We start from the raw sequence: 19,767 nt of genomic DNA on the forward strand, positions 1-19,767 counted from the left end.
TTTTTCAGCTTTTAAAGACTGTATGAGAAGGTTAAAGGATTTCAGTATATTAAACCGCTTTCAGCACCCCTCAATGATTATTTTATATATTCTACGGCAGATCGGAGGGTAGTGAAGGTTCAGGGTTTGTTTATTTTTTTTGTAAGGTGTGCTTCTGTTAATAAGAGATAATATGTGCACTTTCTATTCGTTATAAATTATGCAGATCTTTTATCAAGGAAAATAAAGCATTATCAAGCTTTAAAAGTATTGGCCCTGTCAGGAAACAGAACTATTGCAAAAAGTATACTTATATTCTAATTTTACAATATGAAATTCTAATCCCAAATGATTTTTCAGACAAAGCTAAACTAAAAGCTTTGAATAAATCTGCGGGAATTAAAAGATCTTTAAGAATGTGAAGGAAATAAAGGTCTTTAAAAACAAAGAATAAAGGTCTCAAAAAAGGAGAAGCTAAATCTCCAAAAAGTACTCCAAAAGCATTGAAAAAAAACCTGAATGTTAAGGGCATTTCCATCACGAAACAGCAGCTCTGTTGCACACTCATTGATGTCAACGTCCGATTTCTTTCGGAAACCTGTAGCAGAGACTGCTGAGTTATCCCGCAAAGATTACATTATGTGATCCGGGCAGGTTGTCCGGATCCACTGCGGGAATAGACCCTCAGTTAAACGCTACTCTGGCGGTGCCAAAGTTCGCGTTAAAAGGATTGACCTTAACAATAAGCATTTTTCAGGCAACACCTGCAGGGCGGATTCAGGAGTTGCCTGAAATATCTTTATTGATTTTCAATTATTTATCTACCCCTTTCTATTTTTTTCACATATTTATCTACTACTTTCTATTTTTTTCACATATTTATCTACTGCTTTCTATTTTTTCACATCTTTTGTTTACACTCTGTGTTCCACTTTCCTGCAGTTCTTTTAGCTTCTATTTTCTATTTTACTCGAAAACTCGTGAAGTCCGGAATTGCGAAATGTTCTTTATTCTTCACCTGCATCTGGTTCTTTATGCCTGAATCATACTGGGAAAAGGTATCCGGGAAGAACATACCTTCAAGCCTTGATCTTTACCCTATAATTCACAACTACCTGCAGGAAGATGATGAAATTCTTGATATCGGACGTGGGTCTGGAAAAATCAGTCTTGAGCTTGCTTCCCTGGGGTATTCGGTAACAGGAATTGATATAAATTCTGAAGCGATCAGCCTTGCAGAAACTGCTGCAAGAAGCCCTGGTCTGAATCAAAGGACTGGAGGGAGGGCTGAGTTTAAGGTTGAAAATGCTTCTTCTCTTTCTTTCCATGACTCAAGTTTTGATTTTGCAGTCATGCAGGCATTTTTGACCTCTGTGCCGGACCCTAAGGAAAGATCCAGGATAATTAAAGAAGTTTTTCGAGTCCTGAAACCCGGAGCTTATCTGTACCTTGTGGAATTCGGCCAGAACTGGCACCTGAAGCTCTACAGGAAACGATACCTCCACGACTTCCCAATTACAAAAGAAGAAGGGTCTTTCCTTGCCCGTGACCCTGAAACAGGGGAGACTGAGTTTATTGCACACCATTTTACTGAAAAAGAGCTTGTGTTCCTGCTCACAGATTGCAGGTTTGAATTTGATTATTTCAGGGTCGAAGAACTGGAAACGAGGACAGGGAACAAAATTCTGGGGTTTGTAATTATTGCTCAGAAACTTTAAATTTCAGGCAGCAGACAATTTTGTCAGGAGCTGAAGGGCTTCAAACCTGATATTTTTGAAGCTCGATCTTATCTTTTAAGATTTTACTCAGTACGGAACTCTTCAATCTGATCAACCTGCCCTGTCAGAATGCTGTCAGAATGGTTTATGTTACTCTATCGCTCAGATGAAGCCCGATCACTCCCATAACTACAAAGGCAAGAGAAATTAGCCTGAAGGCCGAGGAAGGTTCTCTGAACCAGAATATTCCTATAACTGTTATAAAAGCGGTCCCTAACCCTGCCCATATTGCGTATGCAATGCTCACATCCAGTCCTTTAAGGGCAAGGGTAAAGAAAAAGAAACTGACTGCATAAAATACGAAAATCAAAATCGATGGGATCAGTTTTGAAAAGCCATCAGATAATTTCATGCAGGTTGTTCCGCAAACTTCAAACAGTATTGCAAGTAACAGAAGATAATAATAATTCATTAATAGATAATGTTATTTCTATTATTAATTATTAGCTGTTAGCCCCTTATACTTTCTTTATATATTCCTGATCTGCTAAGCAGTCTGTTAGTGCTGACAGGTTTATAGCCTGTAATTTATTGATCTACTTTATTTCTTTATTTTGTTATACCTGGAGAACTTCTGATAAATACATGAATATGAAAATACCTTAAAAACCATGTATTTGCCGGAAAACTCTGGAACTTTTTTGTCCTCAATATACGGTTTGATTCCGACAAATAAAGTTTCAGCCTGCCTGAAAGAGCTTTCCATACACGACGATCATTTGAGATAAATTTATATACTATGCCGGCTACGAAAATATTGGCAGTAAAAATAAAGAATCATATAATCTGTTATTAAAAACTTCATTTCTGTTTTTAATTAAAGAGTGTATAGGATCTTATTTTTGTAGCACGCTAGAGGTTATCCGCTATAAGCGGAGGTGAAACAAGAGTGAGTTTTAATGACAGAGGAAATTCCTTCCGGGGGAGAGATAACAACCGGGGTGGCAGAGACGGCAACCGGGGTGGCAGAGACGGCAACCGCGGGGGTTTCAGAGGTGGCAACAGTGGTCCCAGAGAAATGTATCCTGCAGTGTGTTCTGACTGCGGTGTTGAGACCCAGGTTCCATTCAAACCTATTGAAGGAAGACTTGTTTACTGCAGGGACTGCCTTCCAAAACACCGAAAGTTCTAAGCCTGGAAATTTTATATATTTACTATTTTAAATTTATACATGGAAACCTTGAGTATAAGTTTTCAAATCCTGTCTATTTATTTTCAATTCAGATCTCCTGTTCAATACAGCCTTTTCCTTACTTTTTTCTGAGAACCACCTCTTTGTTTTTTTATGTTTGGTAGATTAACTTTATATACGATAAAAAGATTCTAGAACTAGTAAAAATAATGAGAAGTATAATCTGTTATTAAAAACTCATTTTTGTTTTTAATATAAATTATATCCAATCATATTTTTATGAGCATGCTTATCCGCTGGACGCGGAGGTGAAACAAAAATGGGTTTTAATGACAGAAACTCCTTCAGGGGCAGAGACAGCAATCGGGGTGGTAGAGACGGCAACCGCGGTGGTTTCAGAGGCGGCAGCAGCGGCCCCAGAGAAATGCACAAGGTTATCTGTTCTGACTGCGGTGTTGAGACCGAAGTTCCTTTCAAGCCAACAGAAGGACGGCCGGTTTACTGCAGGGAATGCCTTCCTAACCACAGGAAATTCTAAATCTGAATATTCTCTTATGGGTGTTGTTCTGTAAGGCTATACAGCAACACTGCTCACTTTTTAGTCTTTGTTTTTCTCCCTGTGCTCAGGTGAAAAGCATGGAATTCTGAGGTAGTGTGAACATGTTGAGCACTGAATTATACAATTATAAATATTACTGATATACAATTATACAATATTACTGATATACAATTATACAATATTACTGATATACAATTATACAATATTACTGATATACAATTATACAATATTACTGATCGATACTAATAAAAAATCACGCTCCAGTAAATTTGTGGTGGAGCTCGGTCAGGATTCTTTTTGGCCGCTTTTATTAGGATCGCAGGTTGGGTGGATAGGGACCTGAAAACTTTCCCGGTTTTCTGGGAATTTAATCAATAATCACATATTTTATATTTATTAAAGATTTTTGATCTCCTATCCATTTATGAACCTTCAGACCAAAGTACCTGTATAGAACCGGCAATCATTGAAATTGTCCTTGCCTGATGCACGAAATTTGGGGGAAGTTTGAGCAGGCGGATGTAGCTAATATCCTGAACCTGAATTCGAATTTAAAATCAAAAATTTAAAACCAAAATTCAAATATCAAATAAACAAACGAGGAATCAACCTGGCTAATTATCGAAGCAACATGAGAAAGAGAAGAGAAGGAACAGCAAATAATTCACCCACTCCGGAAGTGACAAGGGTGCGTACTCCAAGAAAGGAGAACCACGAAGTGCTGGCAACGGTAGGAAGTCTTCTTGGCTCAAAAAGGGTCAATTTACAGTGTATGGACGGAGTTGTCAGGATGGGGAGGATACCGGGGTCCAAAAACAAGAAAATGTGGATCCGTGAAGGTGATATTGTAATTGCGACTCCGTGGGAAATTCAGGACTCGAAAGCTGATGTTATCTGGAAGTACACAAGGCCCCAGATAGAATGGCTTGAACGCAAAGGCTACCTGAAATAATGCCCTGATGGCAATTTTATTACTCAAAAATGCTGTAAAACTGGTTTTAACCCGTGCTGGTTAAACCTCTTATTCTTCTTTTGATAACTCTTTTAGCGTAAGAGATCCTGGAGTTCTTATCTTTTTAGCGTTCCCTTTCCAGACTCATTAAATTTCAATTTAAACTTAAACTTGACAGGTTTTGCAGGAGTCTGTATTACTGGATCTGGAAACAGGCGGCTTTAAATTTTAAATATTTTTATGATTATTTTTAATTTTTATGGGTTAAATTTATATAATTTGACTGTATAGTAGGATCATTAAAAATAAAGAGACGTATAATCTGTTATTAAAAACTAATTTCTGTTTTTAATCAAAGAGCTCTATACAATCTTATTTTTAAGCAAATGACTATCCGTTGTAAGCGGAGGTGAAAAGAAAATGGCTTTTAATGACAGAAATTCCTTCCGGGGAAGAGACAACAACCGGGGAGGTTTTGGCGGAGCCCCAAGAGAAATGCACAACGCAACATGTTCTGACTGTGGTGCTGAGACTCAGGTTCCTTTCAAACCAGATCCCGACAGACCGGTCTACTGCAGGGACTGCCTTCCTAACCACAGGAAGCCCAGAGAGAACCGCTATTAAATCCGAACTCCGCTTCGGGATTCTTACTTTTATAGAGTGCAATCCGTTCTGCTTATTTGAAAAGCAGACGGATCGAATCTTTTTCTATGGATATCTTTTTCTATGGAGATTCTTTTTAAACTTTAATCCTTCAGACTATCTTTAATTTTGCTTAAAGTATGAATTTGAATCAGAGGAATTTTAGTCTTAAATCTCCTGGAATTTCATTTCTAGAAATTATTTTTTTCATAGAAATGTTTATATAATTTGAATGTCAACTCAGAGTTGAAAATAAAGAGACGTATATCCTGTTATTAAAAACTCGCTTTTGTTTTTAATCAAAGAGCTCTATACAATCTTATTTTTAACTAATAAATATCCGTTATATGCGGAGGTGAAACAAAAATGGGTTTTAATGACAGAGGAAACTCCTTCAGGGGCAGAGACAGCAACCGTGGGGGTTTCAGAGGCGGCAACAGCGGCCCCAGAGAAATGACTAAAGTTACCTGTTCTGACTGCGGTGTTGAGACCGAGGTTCCTTTCAAGCCAACAGAAGGCAGGCCGGTTTACTGCAGAGAGTGCCTTCCTAACCACAGGAAGTTCTGATGATAATGTGCATTGAGTATTAATAATTGCAATTTATTTGCATAATACTCAATTCATTTTTCACTTTTTATTTTTTAGCCCTTTGTCTTCGCTTCGTTTTATGCGAGCCTGTTCGGTTCCGGTGTATAAATAAATCAGGTCTGTGTTAATGGTAACTATTTTTGCCATAATTACCGAGTAAATACGCAGCTGATATTGAAAGAAAACACAGGGGAAACAAAAATCGGGATAGAATATGGATCAGGGTTGAAATAATAAAGAAACAAACTGGCGTATGATTAATAACAAACTCTAAATAAAAATTAAAAATAAAATACAAACTCTGAATAAAAATTAAAAATAAAATACAAACTCTGAATAAAAATTAAAAATAAAATACAAACTCTGAATAAAAATTAAAAATAAAATTCAGAATATTATCAAAAGGAGGAATTAACCTGGCTAATTATAGAAGTGCTGTCAGAAAAAGACAATCCGGAGCAAACAGGCCCGTAAACCCCGGAGATAATCCTGAGGTAACAAGGGTACGCACTCCACGTAAAGACCGAAACGAAGTTCTGGCAACGGTAGCAAGTTTACTTGGCTCAAAAAGAGTCACTCTGCAGTGCATGGATGGGGTTGTCCGCATGGGGAGGATTCCGGGCTCCAAAAACAAAAAAATGTGGATCCGTGAAGGCGATATTGTAATAGCAAACCCCTGGGAAATTCAGGATTCAAAAGCTGATGTCATCTGGAAATATACAAGGCCCCAGATAGAATGGCTTGAACGCAAAGGGTACCTTAATTAAGGACTCTTCTCAAAAACCTTTTACTTTTATATAATCAAAATTTACACACAAGGTTTCCGAGTTCTATTGAAAAAGTCTCATAGTTTACGGAATAATCAATGGGACATTCGATAACTACCAGCTTGTTAAGGGAAAAAGCTTTTTCAAGAACCTCTTTAAGATCATCGTTTTCTTTTACTTTTATGCCCGTTGCCCCGAAACTTTCGGCAAGGAGGGCAAAATCAGGGTTTCCGTAGTCCAGAGCAAAATCTTCAAAGCGCATCTTTTTCTGTTTCCATTTAATAAAACCAAAGGCATTGTCGTTCAGGATAAGGACGACCAGTGGGATTCCGTAGCGAACTGCAGTCTCAAGCTCCTGGCAGTTCATTATAAAACCACCGTCTCCGCAGACAGCAAGTATCCGGCGCTCCGGGTGGAGAAGTTTTGCAACAAGCCCTGCAGAAAAGCCTGCGCCCATTGTTGCAAGGGCATTATCCAGCAGCACCGTATTGGGAGCATAAGCCCTATAAAGCCTGGAAAACCACAGTTTATATATGCCGTTGTCAAGAGAGATGATGTCTTCACGCCCCAGAACCTCTCTCACACTCTTTACAACTTCCTGGGGGATGGGAGGATAGCTTTTCTTTACGGGTGAATTTATTTTTTCTTCGATAAAGGTTCTTGTGTTTTCAAATACGGGAAACTCCCTCTTTTCGGGAACTTTTGCGGCAAGCTGCCGGACAGAAGAAGAAATATCTCCTATCACCTCAACTGCAGGGTTAAAGTACCTGTCAGGAACAGATTCCACAAAATCAATATTTACTATTTTCTTGTCCAGCTTTCCATTCCAGAGGTAGGGTGGATATTCCACAATATCATAGCCTACTGTTATTATCAGGTCTGCCCCGTCAATTCCACAGTTTACATAGTCCCTTGCATGGATTCCTGTTGCAAAAAGGCTGTAAGGGCAGTCGTCAGGGACAACCCCTTTTCCCATCTGTGTGTGCACAACATAAATGCCTGTCCTGTTTGCAAAATCTTCCAGTTCTTCGGTTACAGCCTTCCGGTTAGCTCCTGAAGAGACTATGATAAGGGGGTTTTTAGCCTCGCGAATCATGCCCGCTGCTGTTTCGATGGCTTTGGGGTCAGGAGAGGGAATACTGGTCTCACTCCTCTTCTGCACAACTGCGTCCGTATCTTCTCCAGCTACGTCCTCCGGAAGTTCAATGTGTACCGCTCCGGGCCTTTCAGCCTCTGCATGCTTGAAAGCGTTTCGGAGCACGGTAGGTATCATCCCGGGATCCGAAATCGTTACGGCTTTCTTGCAGAGAGGCTCCATCATCCTGACAACATCTACGAGCTGGAAACGCGCCTGCCAGTTGTCAATCAGGGCTTTCTGTCCTGATATAGATATCAGAGGAGCACCTGTAAGCTGCGCCTGAGCAACGCCTGTAACAAGATTTGTTGCTCCTGGACCGAGAGTTGAAAAGCAGACACCTGCCTTCCCTGTCAGCCTTCCATAAGCTGCAGCCATGAAAGCCGCAGCCTGTTCATGCCTTGTTATTATCAGTTTGATATCCGAATTCCGCAGAGACTCAAGAAGGTCAAGGTTTTCTTCTCCGGGGAGTCCGAATACGTATTCCACACCTTCCTCTTTAAGCTGGGCAACAAAGAGATCCGAAGCTTTCATGAAAAAACCTCTATTTTACCTGATCCTGAAACTTTATACGATATATCTGGTTTTGCTTTCGATGTTATTTTTTCAGTGTTTATTCTTTTAATGCTTTTCTTCAAGCAGGTTTTTTCATAGCTTTTAGCAGGTTCGTTCAGCCGTATCCGGCAAACCCTGACTGCCTGTTCTTACTTATTAATAACCACGGTTTTTATGTTTACAAATTCTTTCAGCCCGTAATGTGAAAGCTCCCTTCCGATTCCGGATTTTTTGACGCCTCCGAAAGGCAGCCTTGGGTCAGACTTGACTCTTCCATTTATGGTTACAAAACCCGACTTTATCCTTTTTGCCAGATGCTCGGCTCTTTTCAGGTCTGCAGACCAGATCTCGGCTCCGAGCCCGAAATCTGTTGAGTTTGCAATTTTTACTGCCTCGTCTTCGTCCTTTGCCATAACCACAGGCGCAATAGGCCCGAAGACTTCCATATTCAGGACTTTCATGTCTGTGCTGGCTGCAGGCACAATGGTCGGCCTGAAGAAAAAGCCTTTTTTGTGCTCTTCGCCGTAGACGCGGGGTTCTGCTCCTTTCTTTTTTGCATCCTTCAGGACTCTCTCAAGGCTGTCAATAAATTCTTTTTTTGCCACAGGCCCTACGTCGGTCTCTTCGTCCATGGGATCTCCGACCTTTAACTCCTGCATGTGCAGTTCGAACGCCTCAATGAAATCCACGACTACATCTTCAACTACAATGAACCTTTTGGCAGCAATGCAGCTTTGCCCTGTATTGATGAAACGGGCTCTTACTCCAACCTCAGCAGCCCGGTCTATATCTGCGTCTTCAAGCACTATAAAAGGGTCAGATCCTCCAAGTTCCAGAACGCAGGGTTTAATCGTCCTTCCGGCAAGTTCTCCAATTTCAGACCCGGCTCGCACACTTCCGGTAAGGGAAACCCCGTCAACAAGATCTTCGTCAATAATTTCCATGGCGGTTCTGGAGTCTATAAGCAGGCTCTTAAATACATCTTGAGGAAGTCCAGCGCCTGTAAAAACCTTTTCTATCTCAAGAGCCGATCTGGGCACATTGGATGCGTGCTTCAGCAGGCACACGTTTCCTGCAATCAATGTAGGCACTGCAAATCTGAATGTCTGCCAGAAAGGAAAATTCCATGGCATTATTCCGAGAATAACTCCCAGGGGCTCAAAAGTGACATAGCTTTTTTCTGCTTCTGTTTCTACAAGCTCGTCTTCCAGAAACCCGGCTGCATTTTCTGCGTAATAGTCACACAGCCATGCGCATTTTTCTATCTCTGCAAGTGACTGTCTTACAGGTTTTCCCATTTCTTTTGTAATTATCCCTGCATATGTTTGTCTGTTCTGCCTGAGTATCTCAGCTACCCGTGAAATGTAAGCTGTTCTTTCCTTTACCGAAAGAGAACCCCATTTCAAGAAAGCAGCTCTGGACTTTTCTATCTGATCCTCACAGTCCCCGAAAGATAATGCATCGTAAGTCCAGTTTACTTCTTCAGTATAAGGATCTATGGATTTGATTTTCATAAACTCCCCCCAAAAAAGAGTCCTTTAGTAATATTGGAGTTTCAGGTATTATAATTTAAGGACCGATAAAGTCCTAAAATGGAAAAGATACTCTGAATTGTCTCAAGATATTCGTTCTTAAAATAAGTTCAGATTTCATCCGGAAGGCAAAAACTGAACTGAATAACGAAACTGTGTTCAGAAACAGGCAGTAATAATTATAAAACGGTAATATTAATTATAAAGCACTCAATTTTACATGGGGGGAAAATATGAGAAAAGCATTGCTTATTTTAATAATTCTTTTAGGCGTATTCCTTGCAATAGGATGCGCAGAGCAAGGTACTGAAGAAGAACCAGCCGGAGAAGAGCCCGCTGAAGAAGGAGTAACCGAACTGGTCACGCCAGTTGAGGTTGTAACAGGTGTTGAAGCTGAAACTCCGGTTGAAGTTGTAACTGGAGAAGAAGTTGTAACTCCAGTTGAAGCTGTTCAGGAAGTAACTCCTGTTGTGGAAGAAACTCCAGTTGTGGAAGAGACTGCAATTGTGGAAGAAACTCCAGTTGTGGCAGTAACTTCAGTTGAAGAACCAATTGAAGATGCAACTCCGGTTGAGGATGAGACTCCGGTTGAGGACGAGACTCCAGCTGAAGAAGAAGCTACAGAAGAGAATGTGACAGAAGAGAGAACAGGAGTAATCAGAGTAACCCCTAACAGGTAACCAGCCTTCAAGAAATAACCGGGACTCTGTCTAATCCGTAATCCTCTGCACTGTACTTCGGTATTATATACGAACTCCCAGATATATAGCGATAGTATCATACTCTGTCTCAATATCAGATAACGAAAACAAGAGTTTGGATTTGCCGAAAAAGGATCTCCATTGTCCATGCAGGTTTCACCCGCTTCTGCGATAATAGAGGTATAACAGTGAGGGAGTTAACCCGATAAAAAGTTAAACGGCAATCTCCTGAAATTTCGGTATTGTCCGGAATTTAATTTCAGCGAGAGGGCCTTTAAAAACGTTTTACTTTTTTAGATCAACCTCCATCTGTTATAAATATCATACATTATCTGGTCATATTTCTACCTGACAATCTGGTCAAATCTCTGCCTGGTTAATTCAATCGATCTCTATCCCAGATCCCAGAAAGCTCTGTCATTTCCAGAAAGCCGTATTTTGAAGTGTTCTTTATGTATATTGCTGAAAAGCGATTATTGGGTAAATAAACTTGGTCCAGTGTTATATTCAGGTAGATCCCTGATCGAGTACTAAAATGTAAGAAAGGGAACTGTATTCAGAATTTCGCAGGAATTTTTATAAAATCTAATGATTAATTATATAGCACTGACTTTGAATGAAAGCACTGATTTTGAATGGGGGAAAATATGAAACAAGAACTGGTTATTTTGCTAATTTTGTGTAGTGTACTCCTGGTTGTGGGATGTGCAGAGGATGGTACTGAGCCAGCTGAAACTGTAACTCCGGTTGAAACTGTAACTCCGGTTGAAGAAGATACTTCGGAACCAGTTGTGACGCCGGTAAGAGATGAAGCAGCTACGGGAGAAACACCCGCGCTTCCAGTCAGTGGAGAGACTGTTGAAGTTATGATAGAGGATAACGCCTTTGACCCGGCTACAGTGAATATATTTACAGGTGATACTGTAAGATGGACTAACCTTGATTCAACTCCTCATACCGTAACAGGGGCCACTTTTGGGATTAATAATCTAAATCCTGGGGCTTCATATGAGTTCCTTTTTACCGACCCGGGTACTTACGAGTATTACTGTGAAATTCATCCTTCTATGGAGGGAACCGTAATAGTAGAAGAGAACGAGTGAGAGTTTTAGAGCTGATGATCTGCAAAGATGCAAGATGTAAATCTCCTGTTTTCCAATAACTTCATCAAGGAGATCCTTTTATAAAAACTTTTAACTTTTTTATAATGTAGTATTCATTTCCTTTGGAGGGAAGCCAGTGAGAAAAGAATATGTTATTTTTATTATTCTACTTGGGGCACTTTTGCCCGCAGGCTGTGCAGAAAACGGTGCTGTAGAACCTGAGCCATCTGTTTCTCCGGTTGAAACACCTGTTGAGACTCCGGTACTTCCAGCTGGAACCGTCGAAACTCCTGAAAATACATCTGACCAGATTCCCAGTGAAAACCTGACCCGTACAGAACCTGAAAACCTTTCCGAAACCCCGGTTGGAATGCCTGATACTCAAGCCGAAGCCAGAGTGGTCGAGGTGAAAATAGAAAACTTTACCTTCAATCCGGAATCGGTTACGATATCTACCAATGATACAGTCAGGTGGACAAATCTTGATCCTATCACCCACACAGTGACTGGTCCTGATTTCACATCCGGCGCACTGAGAGACGGAGATTCATTTGAGCTTTCTTTTACAAAAAAAGGTGTTTACAGGTATTATTGCTCAATTCATCCCTCTATGGAAGGCGTGGTAACTGTTGAGGGATGAAAATATCAAAAAGATGAGGTTGCTTCTGAGTGACGCAGAAAAGGTAATGAGTAGCTTCTTAAAGGCTCTCTGGCAGTATGGATTCTTCATTTTTGAAAAAATTAAGCCCAATATCTGTTTTTAACAGGAACTCTTTTTAAAGGCTGTTCGCGGAGGCAATAGAGAACCGATATCGAACTGAACATCTATCGTAGGATATTACTTTATATTTTAGTAATGCGTGTATGTTAATATTTATTGTTATTTTTGTATTACTTAGCATTCCAAGATAATACTGGGTATTTCAAGATAAAGTCTGTTGAGGTTGTAATATGGACTCACAAGGGATTGACTGGAACAAAGTTTGGAAAGATACTCTGGAAAAGCAACTGGCATTAAATAGAAATGTCGATTGCTCGAGTATATGGCACGGCGAGAAAAATGCCAGGCAGTTCTGGAAGATGTTTCAGGATGAGAAGGCAAGGACAGTAACAGAGAAGAGAATAAAGGATCTGAAACTCTCTCCTGATTCAAGAGTTCTTGATATAGGGTCCGGGCCCGGAACACTTGCAATTCCGATTGCGAGGCAGGTGGCTCATGTAACCGCGGTTGAACCCTCGGACGGCATGATGAATGTCATGCAGGAAAATATCAACGAATATGGAATCGAAAACATCGATACCGTACACAAAGATTGGGAAGCAGTCGATGTAGGGTCAGATCTTTCCGCTCCTTATGACGTGGTTTTTGCTTCTTATTCCCTGGGCATGAAAGACATAAGGGCTTCGATACGGAAAATGATGGATGCCTCTTCGAAGTATATTTATCTATACTGGTTCGCAGGGGAAACCTCCTGGGATATGCACTCACGAAAACTCTGGCCATCTCTTCACGGATGTGAATATCAACCGGCTCCGAAGTGCGATGTTCTCTATAATGTGCTGTATGACATGGAAATCTACCCGAATGTGAGTGTTTTTCCCTTCGAACACATTCACAGGTATGCAAACTTTGAGGAAGCTGTTGAGGATTTTAAATCATACTACAACGTTACCTCAGATTCCCAGGAAACCGTTCTCAGGGACTACCTTGAAGGAATACTTGAACCAGATAACGGAAACCTTATACAAAGGGGATGGTCCACTAGGGTAAAGATGTGGTGGGAAATATAAACTTAAAGATTGTCCAGTAAAAATGGAGGCATTTTTTCTTGGTACAGCTTCTAAGCAAATGGCTTAATCATCACTTTATTTTGAAGAAATGGGAAAAGATGAATAAAAAATTTTCATCCATATTTTATCTCTCATCCACCTTTTTCCTGATAAAATCGTAAATCATCCCTGCAACATTAATTCCACAGCATTTTTCAAGCCCTTCAAAGCCCGGGGAAGAATTAGCCTCACAAACCTTGAAATGGTCGCCGTCGAATAAGAGGTCGATGCCGGCTATGTCCAGCCCGAAGGTGCGTGCAGTCTCGGTTGCCAGCTCCTCTACTTCAGGCGTCATGTCGAATTTTCGTACTGTTCCGCCTCTGGAGTAGTTGGACTTGAAACTGCCAGCAGGAGCTATGCGTTCCATGCAGGCAACTGCCCTTCCCCCAATTACGAGGACACGGAGGTCCCTTCCCAGGCTGGATTTAATGAATTCCTGGAGGATTATGTTTGCACTGGGGTTGGTTATGTGGATCAGTTCCATCAGGTCACGGAAATTATCGTGGTTTTCTGAAAGGAAGATTCCTTTTCCCATAGAGCCTGAGAGAGCTTTTACTATGAGAGGAAATCCAAGGTATTTTTCAACCAGGCTTATATTTACAGGGTTTTTGGCAAACATTGTATTGGGGTAGGAAATTCCTCTTTCTGCAAGGATCTGCTGGGAATAAAGCTTGTCCCTGACTGTGTCAATGCTCTGCGATGAATTAATGACACAGACCCCCAGGCGTTCGAGATGGCGGATGACCGCAAGCGCAAAGTAGGTTGTACCTGCTCCCATTCTCGGGAGGAGGAAGTCAGGAAGGGGGACAATTTCTCCGTCGAGGAGTATGCTTTTCCTGTCATCCCTTGTTACTATCAGGTCGAACTGGTCAGGTTTTACAACCCGGAGCTCTATTCTTTTTTCATCCGCAACCTTAATGAAGCGGTTAATTTCGTACAGGTCATTTTTGAGTTCGGCAGCCGTGCTCTTATAAAGAATCCATCCTTTCATCCTTTCATCCGCTCTTTCCCAAAAGTGTCTTTAAATTTAAAAAAAGACATTCGATTATCTAAAAAACGTTTCCAGCATATAGAGCTGTTCTTTTCTTTTGAATTACTGATTTCCTGCCTTTCTATTCTTCTAATTTTTTAGCCTATTTCTCTAATTTTTTTAGCTTATTCTTCTAATTTTTTTAGCCTATATCTCTGTTTTTCCAGTTTGTTAAATGTTTTGGGAATACATAGAAATTAGAGTGAAAGAACAATAAGAGGAAAAAGAGTAAGAAAAATGAAGGAGTAAAGGATAAGAAATAATAAAGGAAAATTACTTGCAAGGTCCGAAAATAAGGTCCGGAAAGAGAATATCTCTCCGGCTTACTGTATGTCCCCTCCGATTTCAGCATATCTGGGGTCAATTTCAACGGCTTTTCTGTACGCATCTTCAGCTTCTTCTTCTCTCCCCAGGTAACTCAGGCAGACAGCTTTTCCAAACCAGGAGTCTGCAGCTTCAGGGTCAAGTTTAAGAGCTTTTTCATAGATATCCAGGGCTTCTTCAAAGCGTTTGAGCTGAGCCAGGACAAAACCCAGACTGGAGTAGGCTTCCAGGTATTCGGGATCAAGCTGTACAGCTTTCCTGTAGGCTTCGACAGCTTCATCGAATCTCTGTACCTGGCTGAGAGTAAAACCTTTATTATACCAGACATCCGAATTTTCGGAATTTATTTCGATTGCTTTTTCGAAAGCGTTAATTGCTTCGTCATACCTTTCCAGGTTTTCCAGGTCAATGCCCATATTGTTCCAGGCGTCGTCATTTTCAGGGTCGATTTCCACGGCTTTTTCATAGGCTTTTAGAGCCTGCTTGAAACTGCCAAGGCTGTCAAGATCCACTCCCTTGTAATACCAGGCTTCAAGGAATTCAGGGTCGATTTCAAGGGCTTTATCGTATGCAATTATAGCTTCATCGTAGTTTCCCATCTGTCCGAGAGCTATGCCCTTTCCTGCCCATGCTTCCTTATAATTAGAGTTTTCTTTCAGGACTATATCATAGGCATCAACAGCTTCTTCATATCTTCCTGCCTGGCTGAGATTAAGGGCTTTTCCATACCATGCGTTTGGATAGTCAGGCTTCAGATCAAGGGCTTTTCCGTAAGCTTCAACTGCTTTCTCGTATTCTCCTATCTGGGAGTAAGAAAAAGCCATATTATTCCAGAGATCCGCATCTTCGGAATTGATCTTAACAGCTTCCTGGTATAGTTTAAGTGCTTCCTCAAACCTTCCCAGACTTTCAAGAGCTGCTGCCTTATTATTTAATAGATAAATATTCCCCGGGTCTTTGTCAATTGCTTTTTCAAATGCAATTATTGCTTCGTTATACTTTCCAAGCCTGAGAAGGTCAAGCCCGCACTCATTAAGCTCGGCTGCAAGAATTTCATTGCTGACTTCCTCGTTTGTCACACTCCCCGAGTCGTCCAGAACATACATATCCCCGGAAGCCGATCCCTCTACGGTGTCAGCTTTTTCTTCTTTTCCTTCTTCTGAGAAGGGTTTGTCTTTTGGTTCTTCAGGATTCATATCAAAATTTCCTTTAATACCCTTTAAAATTAAAACCCACAATTTTCTGGCTATTCGTGTTCGTTACCTACTTAAGTCTATTGTTCTTTATGATCTATACATCTGTCCTTTATGGCTTTTATAGCCTCTCCCTAAAAAGTAGTCTGAAATGTACGTAAAAGGAAAAAGGAATGAGAAAAAGATCTGAAAAATCCGGAAAACATAAAATACATTTTAAAAATATTTAATTCGAAGAAATATGCCACGAAAAATGAAACAGATATGTGAAAGTCAAGAAATCATTCGAATGAATGTGCACCAGACCCATCAGAAAGCTCTGAAAGCTATTCTCTTTGATATGGATAATACTCTTTTTGATTTCGTAGCCGTGAAACTTATCGCTTGCAGGGAGATTCTTTCCTACCTTGGGGGCGAGGACAGGGATTTTAAGGCAGATCCCGGGGAACTTTTCAGTTATTTTCTCAGGGGGGCGTACGGGTTTGAAGATTATGAAAACATAAGGGACTACATGCAGGAGAGAAATCTTTTCACAGATCAGGGGTATAGGGATTGCTGTGAGATTTATGAAAGAGAAAAACTGGAAAACCTCGAACTGTATCCAGGAGTAAGGGACACACTTGAGGAATTGAAGAAACTTGGTTTCAGGCTTGTAATTATAACAGATGCCGACAGGCCCCACGCTCGTGCAAGGCTTGCAAAAGTAGACCTTCTTGATTGTTTTGACCTTCTCGTATCTGCAGATATGACAGGCACAAAGAAACCGGACCCTGCCCATTTTCTCTTTGCTCTTGATGCTCTCGGGATAAAGCCTGAAGAAAGTCTCGTAGTTGGCGATAGCATAAAAAGGGACATGGCTCCTGCTCGCAGATTGGGCCTGAAAACTGCTTATGCTTCATACGGAGACTGGAGGCAAGCAGAAGAAACGGAAAGGTGTTTTGACTTCCAGCTAAATGTATTTCAGGACCTGATGAAATGTATCTATATATTTAATAGGTCTCAGGTTGAAACAGATCCTCCAGGCAAAAACGGACTTAACAGGCATTAAAATATCGAAGGATAAACAGTAAAAGTAAAGCAGAAACCAAATAAAATGGTTTTGAAAGGAAAAGCATTTCTTAGAATAATATTTTAAAAACTTCTTGAAGGGAGTTTCAAGAATTTCTCAGAAATATTTAGAACATATTTCTGAGAATGATATTCTAAAAAAGATACTTTCGCAGAAAGGCAATTAAATAAGCAGAAAGGCAATTAAATAAAAGATGATTTTAGCCGTTATACCTGTTACTTGAATTTGTTTTTCGGTCAACGGCTTTCTGTCTCTCCCACAGTTTCTCTGGGAGGACTCTCCACTGGCAAGGCTGCTTAAATAAGGTCTGAATATATTGGATTTATGTCTACTGCCCTTTCGTATGCTTCCATCGCTTTCTGGTGTTTTTTAACCCTGTCATATACTATTCCTTTACCAATCCAGGCTTTCGTAAAGCTCGGGTTGATTTCTATTGCTCTTTCAAAAGCATCAAGTGCTTCTTTATATTTTTCCAGGTCTCTCAGGGCAATTCCTTTGTTATACCAGAACCTTGAATTTTCAGGATTTGCTTTAATTTTGTTATCAAAAATCTCGACTGCTTTTTCTATATACAATTTCGCTTCATCGGTTTTTCCGAGCCAGCGCAAAACTATTCCTTTGTTGTACAGAGCTTTCCCATTACTCGGGTTTAACTCAAGTGCCCTGTTAAACGCATCAAGGGCTTCATTGTAGCTCTTTATTTTGCAAAGCCCCATGCCTTTTTTACACCACTCGCTTGCACTCATTGAGTTAATGTCATATTTCTTTGAATAGATCTGGATGGATTTTTCGAGGTCATCCATCGCGTCTTCATATGCTCTCATCTCCCTGAGTGCCATCCCTCTTCTATACCATACCTCAGGGTCTTCCGGAGCAAGAGTTGCGGCCTTATAAAATGAGTCAAGAGACTCTTCATACTGCATAAGGCCAAGAAGAATTTCAGCTTTGAAACACCAGACTCTGGCATCAGCAGGGTTGATCTCAAGAGACCTGTCAAAAGTTTGAAGAGCTTCTTCGTATTTCATCAGGTTCTTAAGAGCAATTCCTTTGCTGAACAAAATTTTTGCGTTGTCAGGGCTTATTTCCAGAGCCTTATCGAATGCATCCAGAGCTTCACCGTACCTTTTTAATTCTTGGAGTGCAATGCCTTTATTATACCATTCGTTCGAAGTCATAACTCACCACACCTTTTTTGACTACATTTTCCACCGTTTACCACACATCACTTTGAACAACAATATTATATGCTTTCAGAGCGTTAAATGCATTTTGTACTTCAATTCCTTACCTAAAATAAGGATAAATTAATAGTAATCCATAATAGCTTATGATGTATCCTTTTTTAAACATTTTGAATTATTCATATACAGTTTCATTTTAAAAATAGAGTTCCCCAGTCCTGATTTCGTGTCTAGTCTATTTTTAGCAAAATTGTAATATTTAATCATTAACTTAATAAATGTTATATTCTCTTATTAATATAAATTTCCAGTTGGCTCTCTATATTCCTTTTTTTTGTGCAAAAGCAAGCCCTATTTTTTCCCAGAAAGCTTTTTCTGAAATCCCTGTTAAGGTTGCGCAGATTTCTCTGAAAAACAGACAATTTTTACTCCTGGCTTCAAAAGCTGTTATTGCCTTCACCATATCCTGAGGTTGCGGCATATCTCCAGGAAAACTTAATTCCCTATTTAATTTTGGCGGCATAAATACATTTTTAACAGCTAGTCTGGCTCTGGCCGGAAAATCCCGATTTTAATAATTCTATGATTTTAAAACACAGATAGGCTTAAAAATTCATAATATAGAATTTGCAAAAAGTAATCTTCATTAAAATAATTGTAAACTATGTGCTGTATATTCAATAATCTGTCTAATTAAAATTTATCTGATCTACTCAAGCATATATTTATCTTAATTGATAATATGGATGTAAAGACTTATTCATCGGGTATTTATTTGAGAGGCATCTTAAGAAGTGAATAAATTATATTCTTAAGATGTCCATATGAAATCCAATATCCCAATCTTAATTTTTTATTAACTCTATCAGGTCTGAAAAGGGAAAGAAAGGAGATTTCGCCTTTTTCAATCTAGATAGTTTGCAGGATTATCACCGATTCTCGATAATAAACCATTTTCAGGATTTAAATACGGCTACGTCTCAAAACCATTCCAACTCTGGCTCTCAGTTCCAGAGTATTGAACGGTGTGGAAATAAAGTCATCGGCTCCGGACTTGAAGGCTTTAATGCTGTCTTCTGCTTTATTTCTTTCACTCAGGACCATAACAGGAATCCACCAGCATTTCGGATTAGCCTTAAGCTGCCTGCAAATCTCAAAACCGTCTGCATTAAGGGAAGCTGTATCAAGAAGTACAATGTCAGGTCTCTCTTCTTTTACGGTTTCAAGGGCTAATAAGGCATCTGAGACATTAACGACATTGTAATTTTCAGCTTCCAGCTCGTTTCTGAGGTTATGGTAGTTATTGTGCCCATTACCCATTATCAGGATTTTATCCCTGACGTCCCTCAGGTCTGCAAGCCGGGCTTTTACCGCATCTTCCGTAATTGAAAGCGTACGTGCAATATTCTTCTCGCTTATTTCTGGCTGTTCTTTTATAAGTTTTAATATTTCATGGTTAAGAGTATTGTTATACATTTTCCCTCCACCTCATACAGTATATATTTTCTTAGTTATTAAACATTTCTCAAATTTTAAAACGAAGAGCGTATCTAAAAATATACACAGTAATTCGAGGGGAAGCGGAGTTATCCAAATATTTAGAGGATTTCATATGAATCGCCTGATCACCCAATTGGGAGATAAGTTTATAGCCATAAATAGCAAGTTAATATTGGAAATAAGAATCACTTACGGAGAACAGCCACCTCTGAGATGA

The 19,767-nt window shown here is 40.0% G+C and carries 21 protein-coding genes; 12 read left to right on the forward strand and 9 right to left on the reverse strand.

Annotation, left to right across the window (positions count from 1 at the left end; all coding sequences use genetic code 11):
• Positions 1–289 precede the first annotated feature (289 nt).
• Positions 290–520, reverse strand: coding sequence for a hypothetical protein (locus tag M886_RS09150; protein ID WP_054869418.1), 231 nt, complete (start codon positions 518–520; stop codon positions 290–292).
• A gap of 493 nt (positions 521–1,013) precedes the next feature.
• Between M886_RS09150 and M886_RS09155 the strand changes: the two genes are divergently transcribed.
• Positions 1,014–1,697, forward strand: coding sequence for a class I SAM-dependent methyltransferase (locus M886_RS09155; RefSeq protein WP_048051056.1), 684 nt, complete (start codon positions 1,014–1,016; stop codon positions 1,695–1,697).
• A gap of 145 nt (positions 1,698–1,842) precedes the next feature.
• Here the strand turns inward: M886_RS09155 and M886_RS09160 are convergent, their stop codons facing one another.
• Positions 1,843–2,169: a DMT family transporter gene (locus M886_RS09160; RefSeq protein WP_048038214.1), complete on the reverse strand. Its 327-nt coding sequence runs from the start codon at positions 2,167–2,169 to the stop codon at positions 1,843–1,845.
• 477 nt (positions 2,170–2,646) lie between these two features.
• Between M886_RS09160 and M886_RS09165 the strand changes: the two genes are divergently transcribed.
• The 6 genes from M886_RS09165 to eif1A (M886_RS17775) all read left to right on the forward strand — a co-directional run bounded on the left by M886_RS09165 (position 2,647) and on the right by eif1A (M886_RS17775) (position 6,397).
• Positions 2,647–2,889, forward strand: a complete 243-nt coding sequence (locus M886_RS09165) for a CxxC-x17-CxxC domain-containing protein (RefSeq protein ID WP_048036948.1) — start codon at positions 2,647–2,649, stop codon at positions 2,887–2,889.
• Between the two features lie 319 nt (positions 2,890–3,208).
• Positions 3,209–3,427, forward strand: coding sequence for a CxxC-x17-CxxC domain-containing protein (locus M886_RS09170; RefSeq protein ID WP_015412475.1), 219 nt, complete (start codon positions 3,209–3,211; stop codon positions 3,425–3,427).
• 652 nt (positions 3,428–4,079) lie between these two features.
• Positions 4,080–4,400 carry a translation initiation factor eIF-1A gene (eif1A, locus tag M886_RS09175; protein WP_011034260.1) on the forward strand — a complete coding sequence of 107 codons (321 nt, stop codon included), beginning with the start codon at positions 4,080–4,082 and terminating at the stop codon, positions 4,398–4,400.
• A 420-nt stretch (positions 4,401–4,820) separates the two neighbouring features.
• Complete coding sequence (locus M886_RS09180; RefSeq protein ID WP_015412477.1) at positions 4,821–5,024, forward strand: CxxC-x17-CxxC domain-containing protein; 204 nt, start codon at positions 4,821–4,823, stop codon at positions 5,022–5,024.
• A gap of 384 nt (positions 5,025–5,408) precedes the next feature.
• On the forward strand, positions 5,409–5,609 hold the full coding sequence (locus M886_RS09185; RefSeq protein WP_011034262.1) for a CxxC-x17-CxxC domain-containing protein: 201 nt from the start codon (positions 5,409–5,411) through the stop codon (positions 5,607–5,609).
• Positions 5,610–6,046: 437 nt separating this feature from the next.
• Positions 6,047–6,397: a translation initiation factor eIF-1A gene (gene eif1A, locus M886_RS17775; RefSeq protein ID WP_080503062.1), complete on the forward strand. Its 351-nt coding sequence runs from the start codon at positions 6,047–6,049 to the stop codon at positions 6,395–6,397.
• Between the two features lie 34 nt (positions 6,398–6,431).
• On the opposite strand, the gene M886_RS09195 is transcribed toward eif1A (M886_RS17775), so the two are convergent.
• Positions 6,432–8,066, reverse strand: coding sequence for an acetolactate synthase large subunit (locus M886_RS09195; protein WP_011034264.1), 1,635 nt, complete (start codon positions 8,064–8,066; stop codon positions 6,432–6,434).
• A 170-nt stretch (positions 8,067–8,236) separates the two neighbouring features.
• Positions 8,237–9,601 carry an NAD-dependent succinate-semialdehyde dehydrogenase gene (locus M886_RS09200; protein WP_048051057.1) on the reverse strand — a complete coding sequence of 455 codons (1,365 nt, stop codon included), beginning with the start codon at positions 9,599–9,601 and terminating at the stop codon, positions 8,237–8,239.
• Between the two features lie 251 nt (positions 9,602–9,852).
• Here M886_RS09200 and M886_RS09205 point away from each other — a divergent pair, with 251 nt between their 5' ends.
• The 4 genes from M886_RS09205 to M886_RS09220 all read left to right on the forward strand — a co-directional run bounded on the left by M886_RS09205 (position 9,853) and on the right by M886_RS09220 (position 13,214).
• Positions 9,853–10,299, forward strand: coding sequence for a hypothetical protein (locus M886_RS09205; RefSeq protein ID WP_048051058.1), 447 nt, complete (start codon positions 9,853–9,855; stop codon positions 10,297–10,299).
• Positions 10,300–10,967: 668 nt separating this feature from the next.
• Positions 10,968–11,423 (forward strand): cupredoxin domain-containing protein, encoded by a 456-nt coding sequence (locus M886_RS09210; RefSeq protein ID WP_048051059.1) that lies wholly within the window; start codon positions 10,968–10,970, stop codon positions 11,421–11,423.
• 136 nt (positions 11,424–11,559) lie between these two features.
• Positions 11,560–12,063 carry a cupredoxin domain-containing protein gene (locus M886_RS09215; RefSeq protein WP_048051060.1) on the forward strand — a complete coding sequence of 168 codons (504 nt, stop codon included), beginning with the start codon at positions 11,560–11,562 and terminating at the stop codon, positions 12,061–12,063.
• A gap of 311 nt (positions 12,064–12,374) precedes the next feature.
• The gene (locus tag M886_RS09220; protein ID WP_048051061.1) at positions 12,375–13,214 is read left to right on the forward strand and encodes a class I SAM-dependent methyltransferase; all 840 of its coding nucleotides are present in this window, start codon (positions 12,375–12,377) and stop codon (positions 13,212–13,214) included.
• Positions 13,215–13,338: 124 nt separating this feature from the next.
• Here M886_RS09220 and M886_RS09225 read toward each other — a convergent pair whose 3' ends face one another.
• A complete protein-coding gene (locus M886_RS09225; RefSeq protein WP_011034271.1) occupies positions 13,339–14,244 on the reverse strand; it encodes an ATP-grasp domain-containing protein in 906 nt (301 codons plus the stop codon).
• A 362-nt stretch (positions 14,245–14,606) separates the two neighbouring features.
• Positions 14,607–15,803, reverse strand: a complete 1,197-nt coding sequence (locus tag M886_RS09230; protein WP_015412484.1) for a tetratricopeptide repeat protein — start codon at positions 15,801–15,803, stop codon at positions 14,607–14,609.
• A 238-nt stretch (positions 15,804–16,041) separates the two neighbouring features.
• On the opposite strand from M886_RS09230, the gene M886_RS09235 reads away from it, so the two are divergent.
• Positions 16,042–16,848 (forward strand): HAD family hydrolase, encoded by an 807-nt coding sequence (locus tag M886_RS09235; RefSeq protein ID WP_230670570.1) that lies wholly within the window; start codon positions 16,042–16,044, stop codon positions 16,846–16,848.
• Between the two features lie 317 nt (positions 16,849–17,165).
• On the opposite strand, the gene M886_RS09240 is transcribed toward M886_RS09235, so the two are convergent.
• From M886_RS09240 to M886_RS09245, 3 genes are all read right to left on the reverse strand, one after another.
• Positions 17,166–18,044: a tetratricopeptide repeat protein gene (locus M886_RS09240; protein WP_011034274.1), complete on the reverse strand. Its 879-nt coding sequence runs from the start codon at positions 18,042–18,044 to the stop codon at positions 17,166–17,168.
• Positions 18,045–18,369: 325 nt separating this feature from the next.
• Positions 18,370–18,531 carry a hypothetical protein gene (locus tag M886_RS18650; protein WP_160173163.1) on the reverse strand — a complete coding sequence of 54 codons (162 nt, stop codon included), beginning with the start codon at positions 18,529–18,531 and terminating at the stop codon, positions 18,370–18,372.
• A gap of 482 nt (positions 18,532–19,013) precedes the next feature.
• On the reverse strand, positions 19,014–19,526 hold the full coding sequence (locus M886_RS09245) for a response regulator (RefSeq protein ID WP_048051062.1): 513 nt from the start codon (positions 19,524–19,526) through the stop codon (positions 19,014–19,016).
• Positions 19,527–19,767 lie beyond the last annotated feature (241 nt).

This window comes from Methanosarcina soligelidi (assembly GCF_000744315.1).
Classification (GTDB): Archaea; Halobacteriota; Methanosarcinia; order Methanosarcinales; family Methanosarcinaceae; genus Methanosarcina; species Methanosarcina mazei.

Excerpts from the sequence above, each read along its gene's own strand:
- M886_RS09185 (WP_011034262.1), top strand. The coding sequence starts at position 5,409 with ATGGGTTTTAATGACAGAGGAAACTCCTTCAGGGGCAGAGACAGCAAC.
- M886_RS18650 (WP_160173163.1), bottom strand. The coding sequence starts at position 18,531 with ATGCCGCAACCTCAGGATATGGTGAAGGCAATAACAGCTTTTGAAGCC.
- M886_RS09205 (WP_048051058.1), top strand. The coding sequence starts at position 9,853 with ATGAGAAAAGCATTGCTTATTTTAATAATTCTTTTAGGCGTATTCCTT.
- M886_RS09155 (WP_048051056.1), top strand. The coding sequence starts at position 1,014 with ATGCCTGAATCATACTGGGAAAAGGTATCCGGGAAGAACATACCTTCA.
- M886_RS09230 (WP_015412484.1), bottom strand. The coding sequence starts at position 15,803 with ATGAATCCTGAAGAACCAAAAGACAAACCCTTCTCAGAAGAAGGAAAA.
- M886_RS09245 (WP_048051062.1), bottom strand. The coding sequence starts at position 19,526 with ATGTATAACAATACTCTTAACCATGAAATATTAAAACTTATAAAAGAA.
- M886_RS09225 (WP_011034271.1), bottom strand. The coding sequence starts at position 14,244 with ATGAAAGGATGGATTCTTTATAAGAGCACGGCTGCCGAACTCAAAAAT.
- M886_RS09160 (WP_048038214.1), bottom strand. The coding sequence starts at position 2,169 with ATGAATTATTATTATCTTCTGTTACTTGCAATACTGTTTGAAGTTTGC.
- M886_RS09180 (WP_015412477.1), top strand. The coding sequence starts at position 4,821 with ATGGCTTTTAATGACAGAAATTCCTTCCGGGGAAGAGACAACAACCGG.
- M886_RS09200 (WP_048051057.1), bottom strand. The coding sequence starts at position 9,601 with ATGAAAATCAAATCCATAGATCCTTATACTGAAGAAGTAAACTGGACT.
- M886_RS09195 (WP_011034264.1), bottom strand. The coding sequence starts at position 8,066 with ATGAAAGCTTCGGATCTCTTTGTTGCCCAGCTTAAAGAGGAAGGTGTG.
- eif1A (WP_011034260.1), top strand. The coding sequence starts at position 4,080 with ATGAGAAAGAGAAGAGAAGGAACAGCAAATAATTCACCCACTCCGGAA.
- M886_RS09210 (WP_048051059.1), top strand. The coding sequence starts at position 10,968 with ATGAAACAAGAACTGGTTATTTTGCTAATTTTGTGTAGTGTACTCCTG.
- M886_RS09170 (WP_015412475.1), top strand. The coding sequence starts at position 3,209 with ATGGGTTTTAATGACAGAAACTCCTTCAGGGGCAGAGACAGCAATCGG.
- M886_RS09240 (WP_011034274.1), bottom strand. The coding sequence starts at position 18,044 with ATGACTTCGAACGAATGGTATAATAAAGGCATTGCACTCCAAGAATTA.
- M886_RS09220 (WP_048051061.1), top strand. The coding sequence starts at position 12,375 with ATGGACTCACAAGGGATTGACTGGAACAAAGTTTGGAAAGATACTCTG.
- M886_RS09235 (WP_230670570.1), top strand. The coding sequence starts at position 16,042 with ATGCCACGAAAAATGAAACAGATATGTGAAAGTCAAGAAATCATTCGA.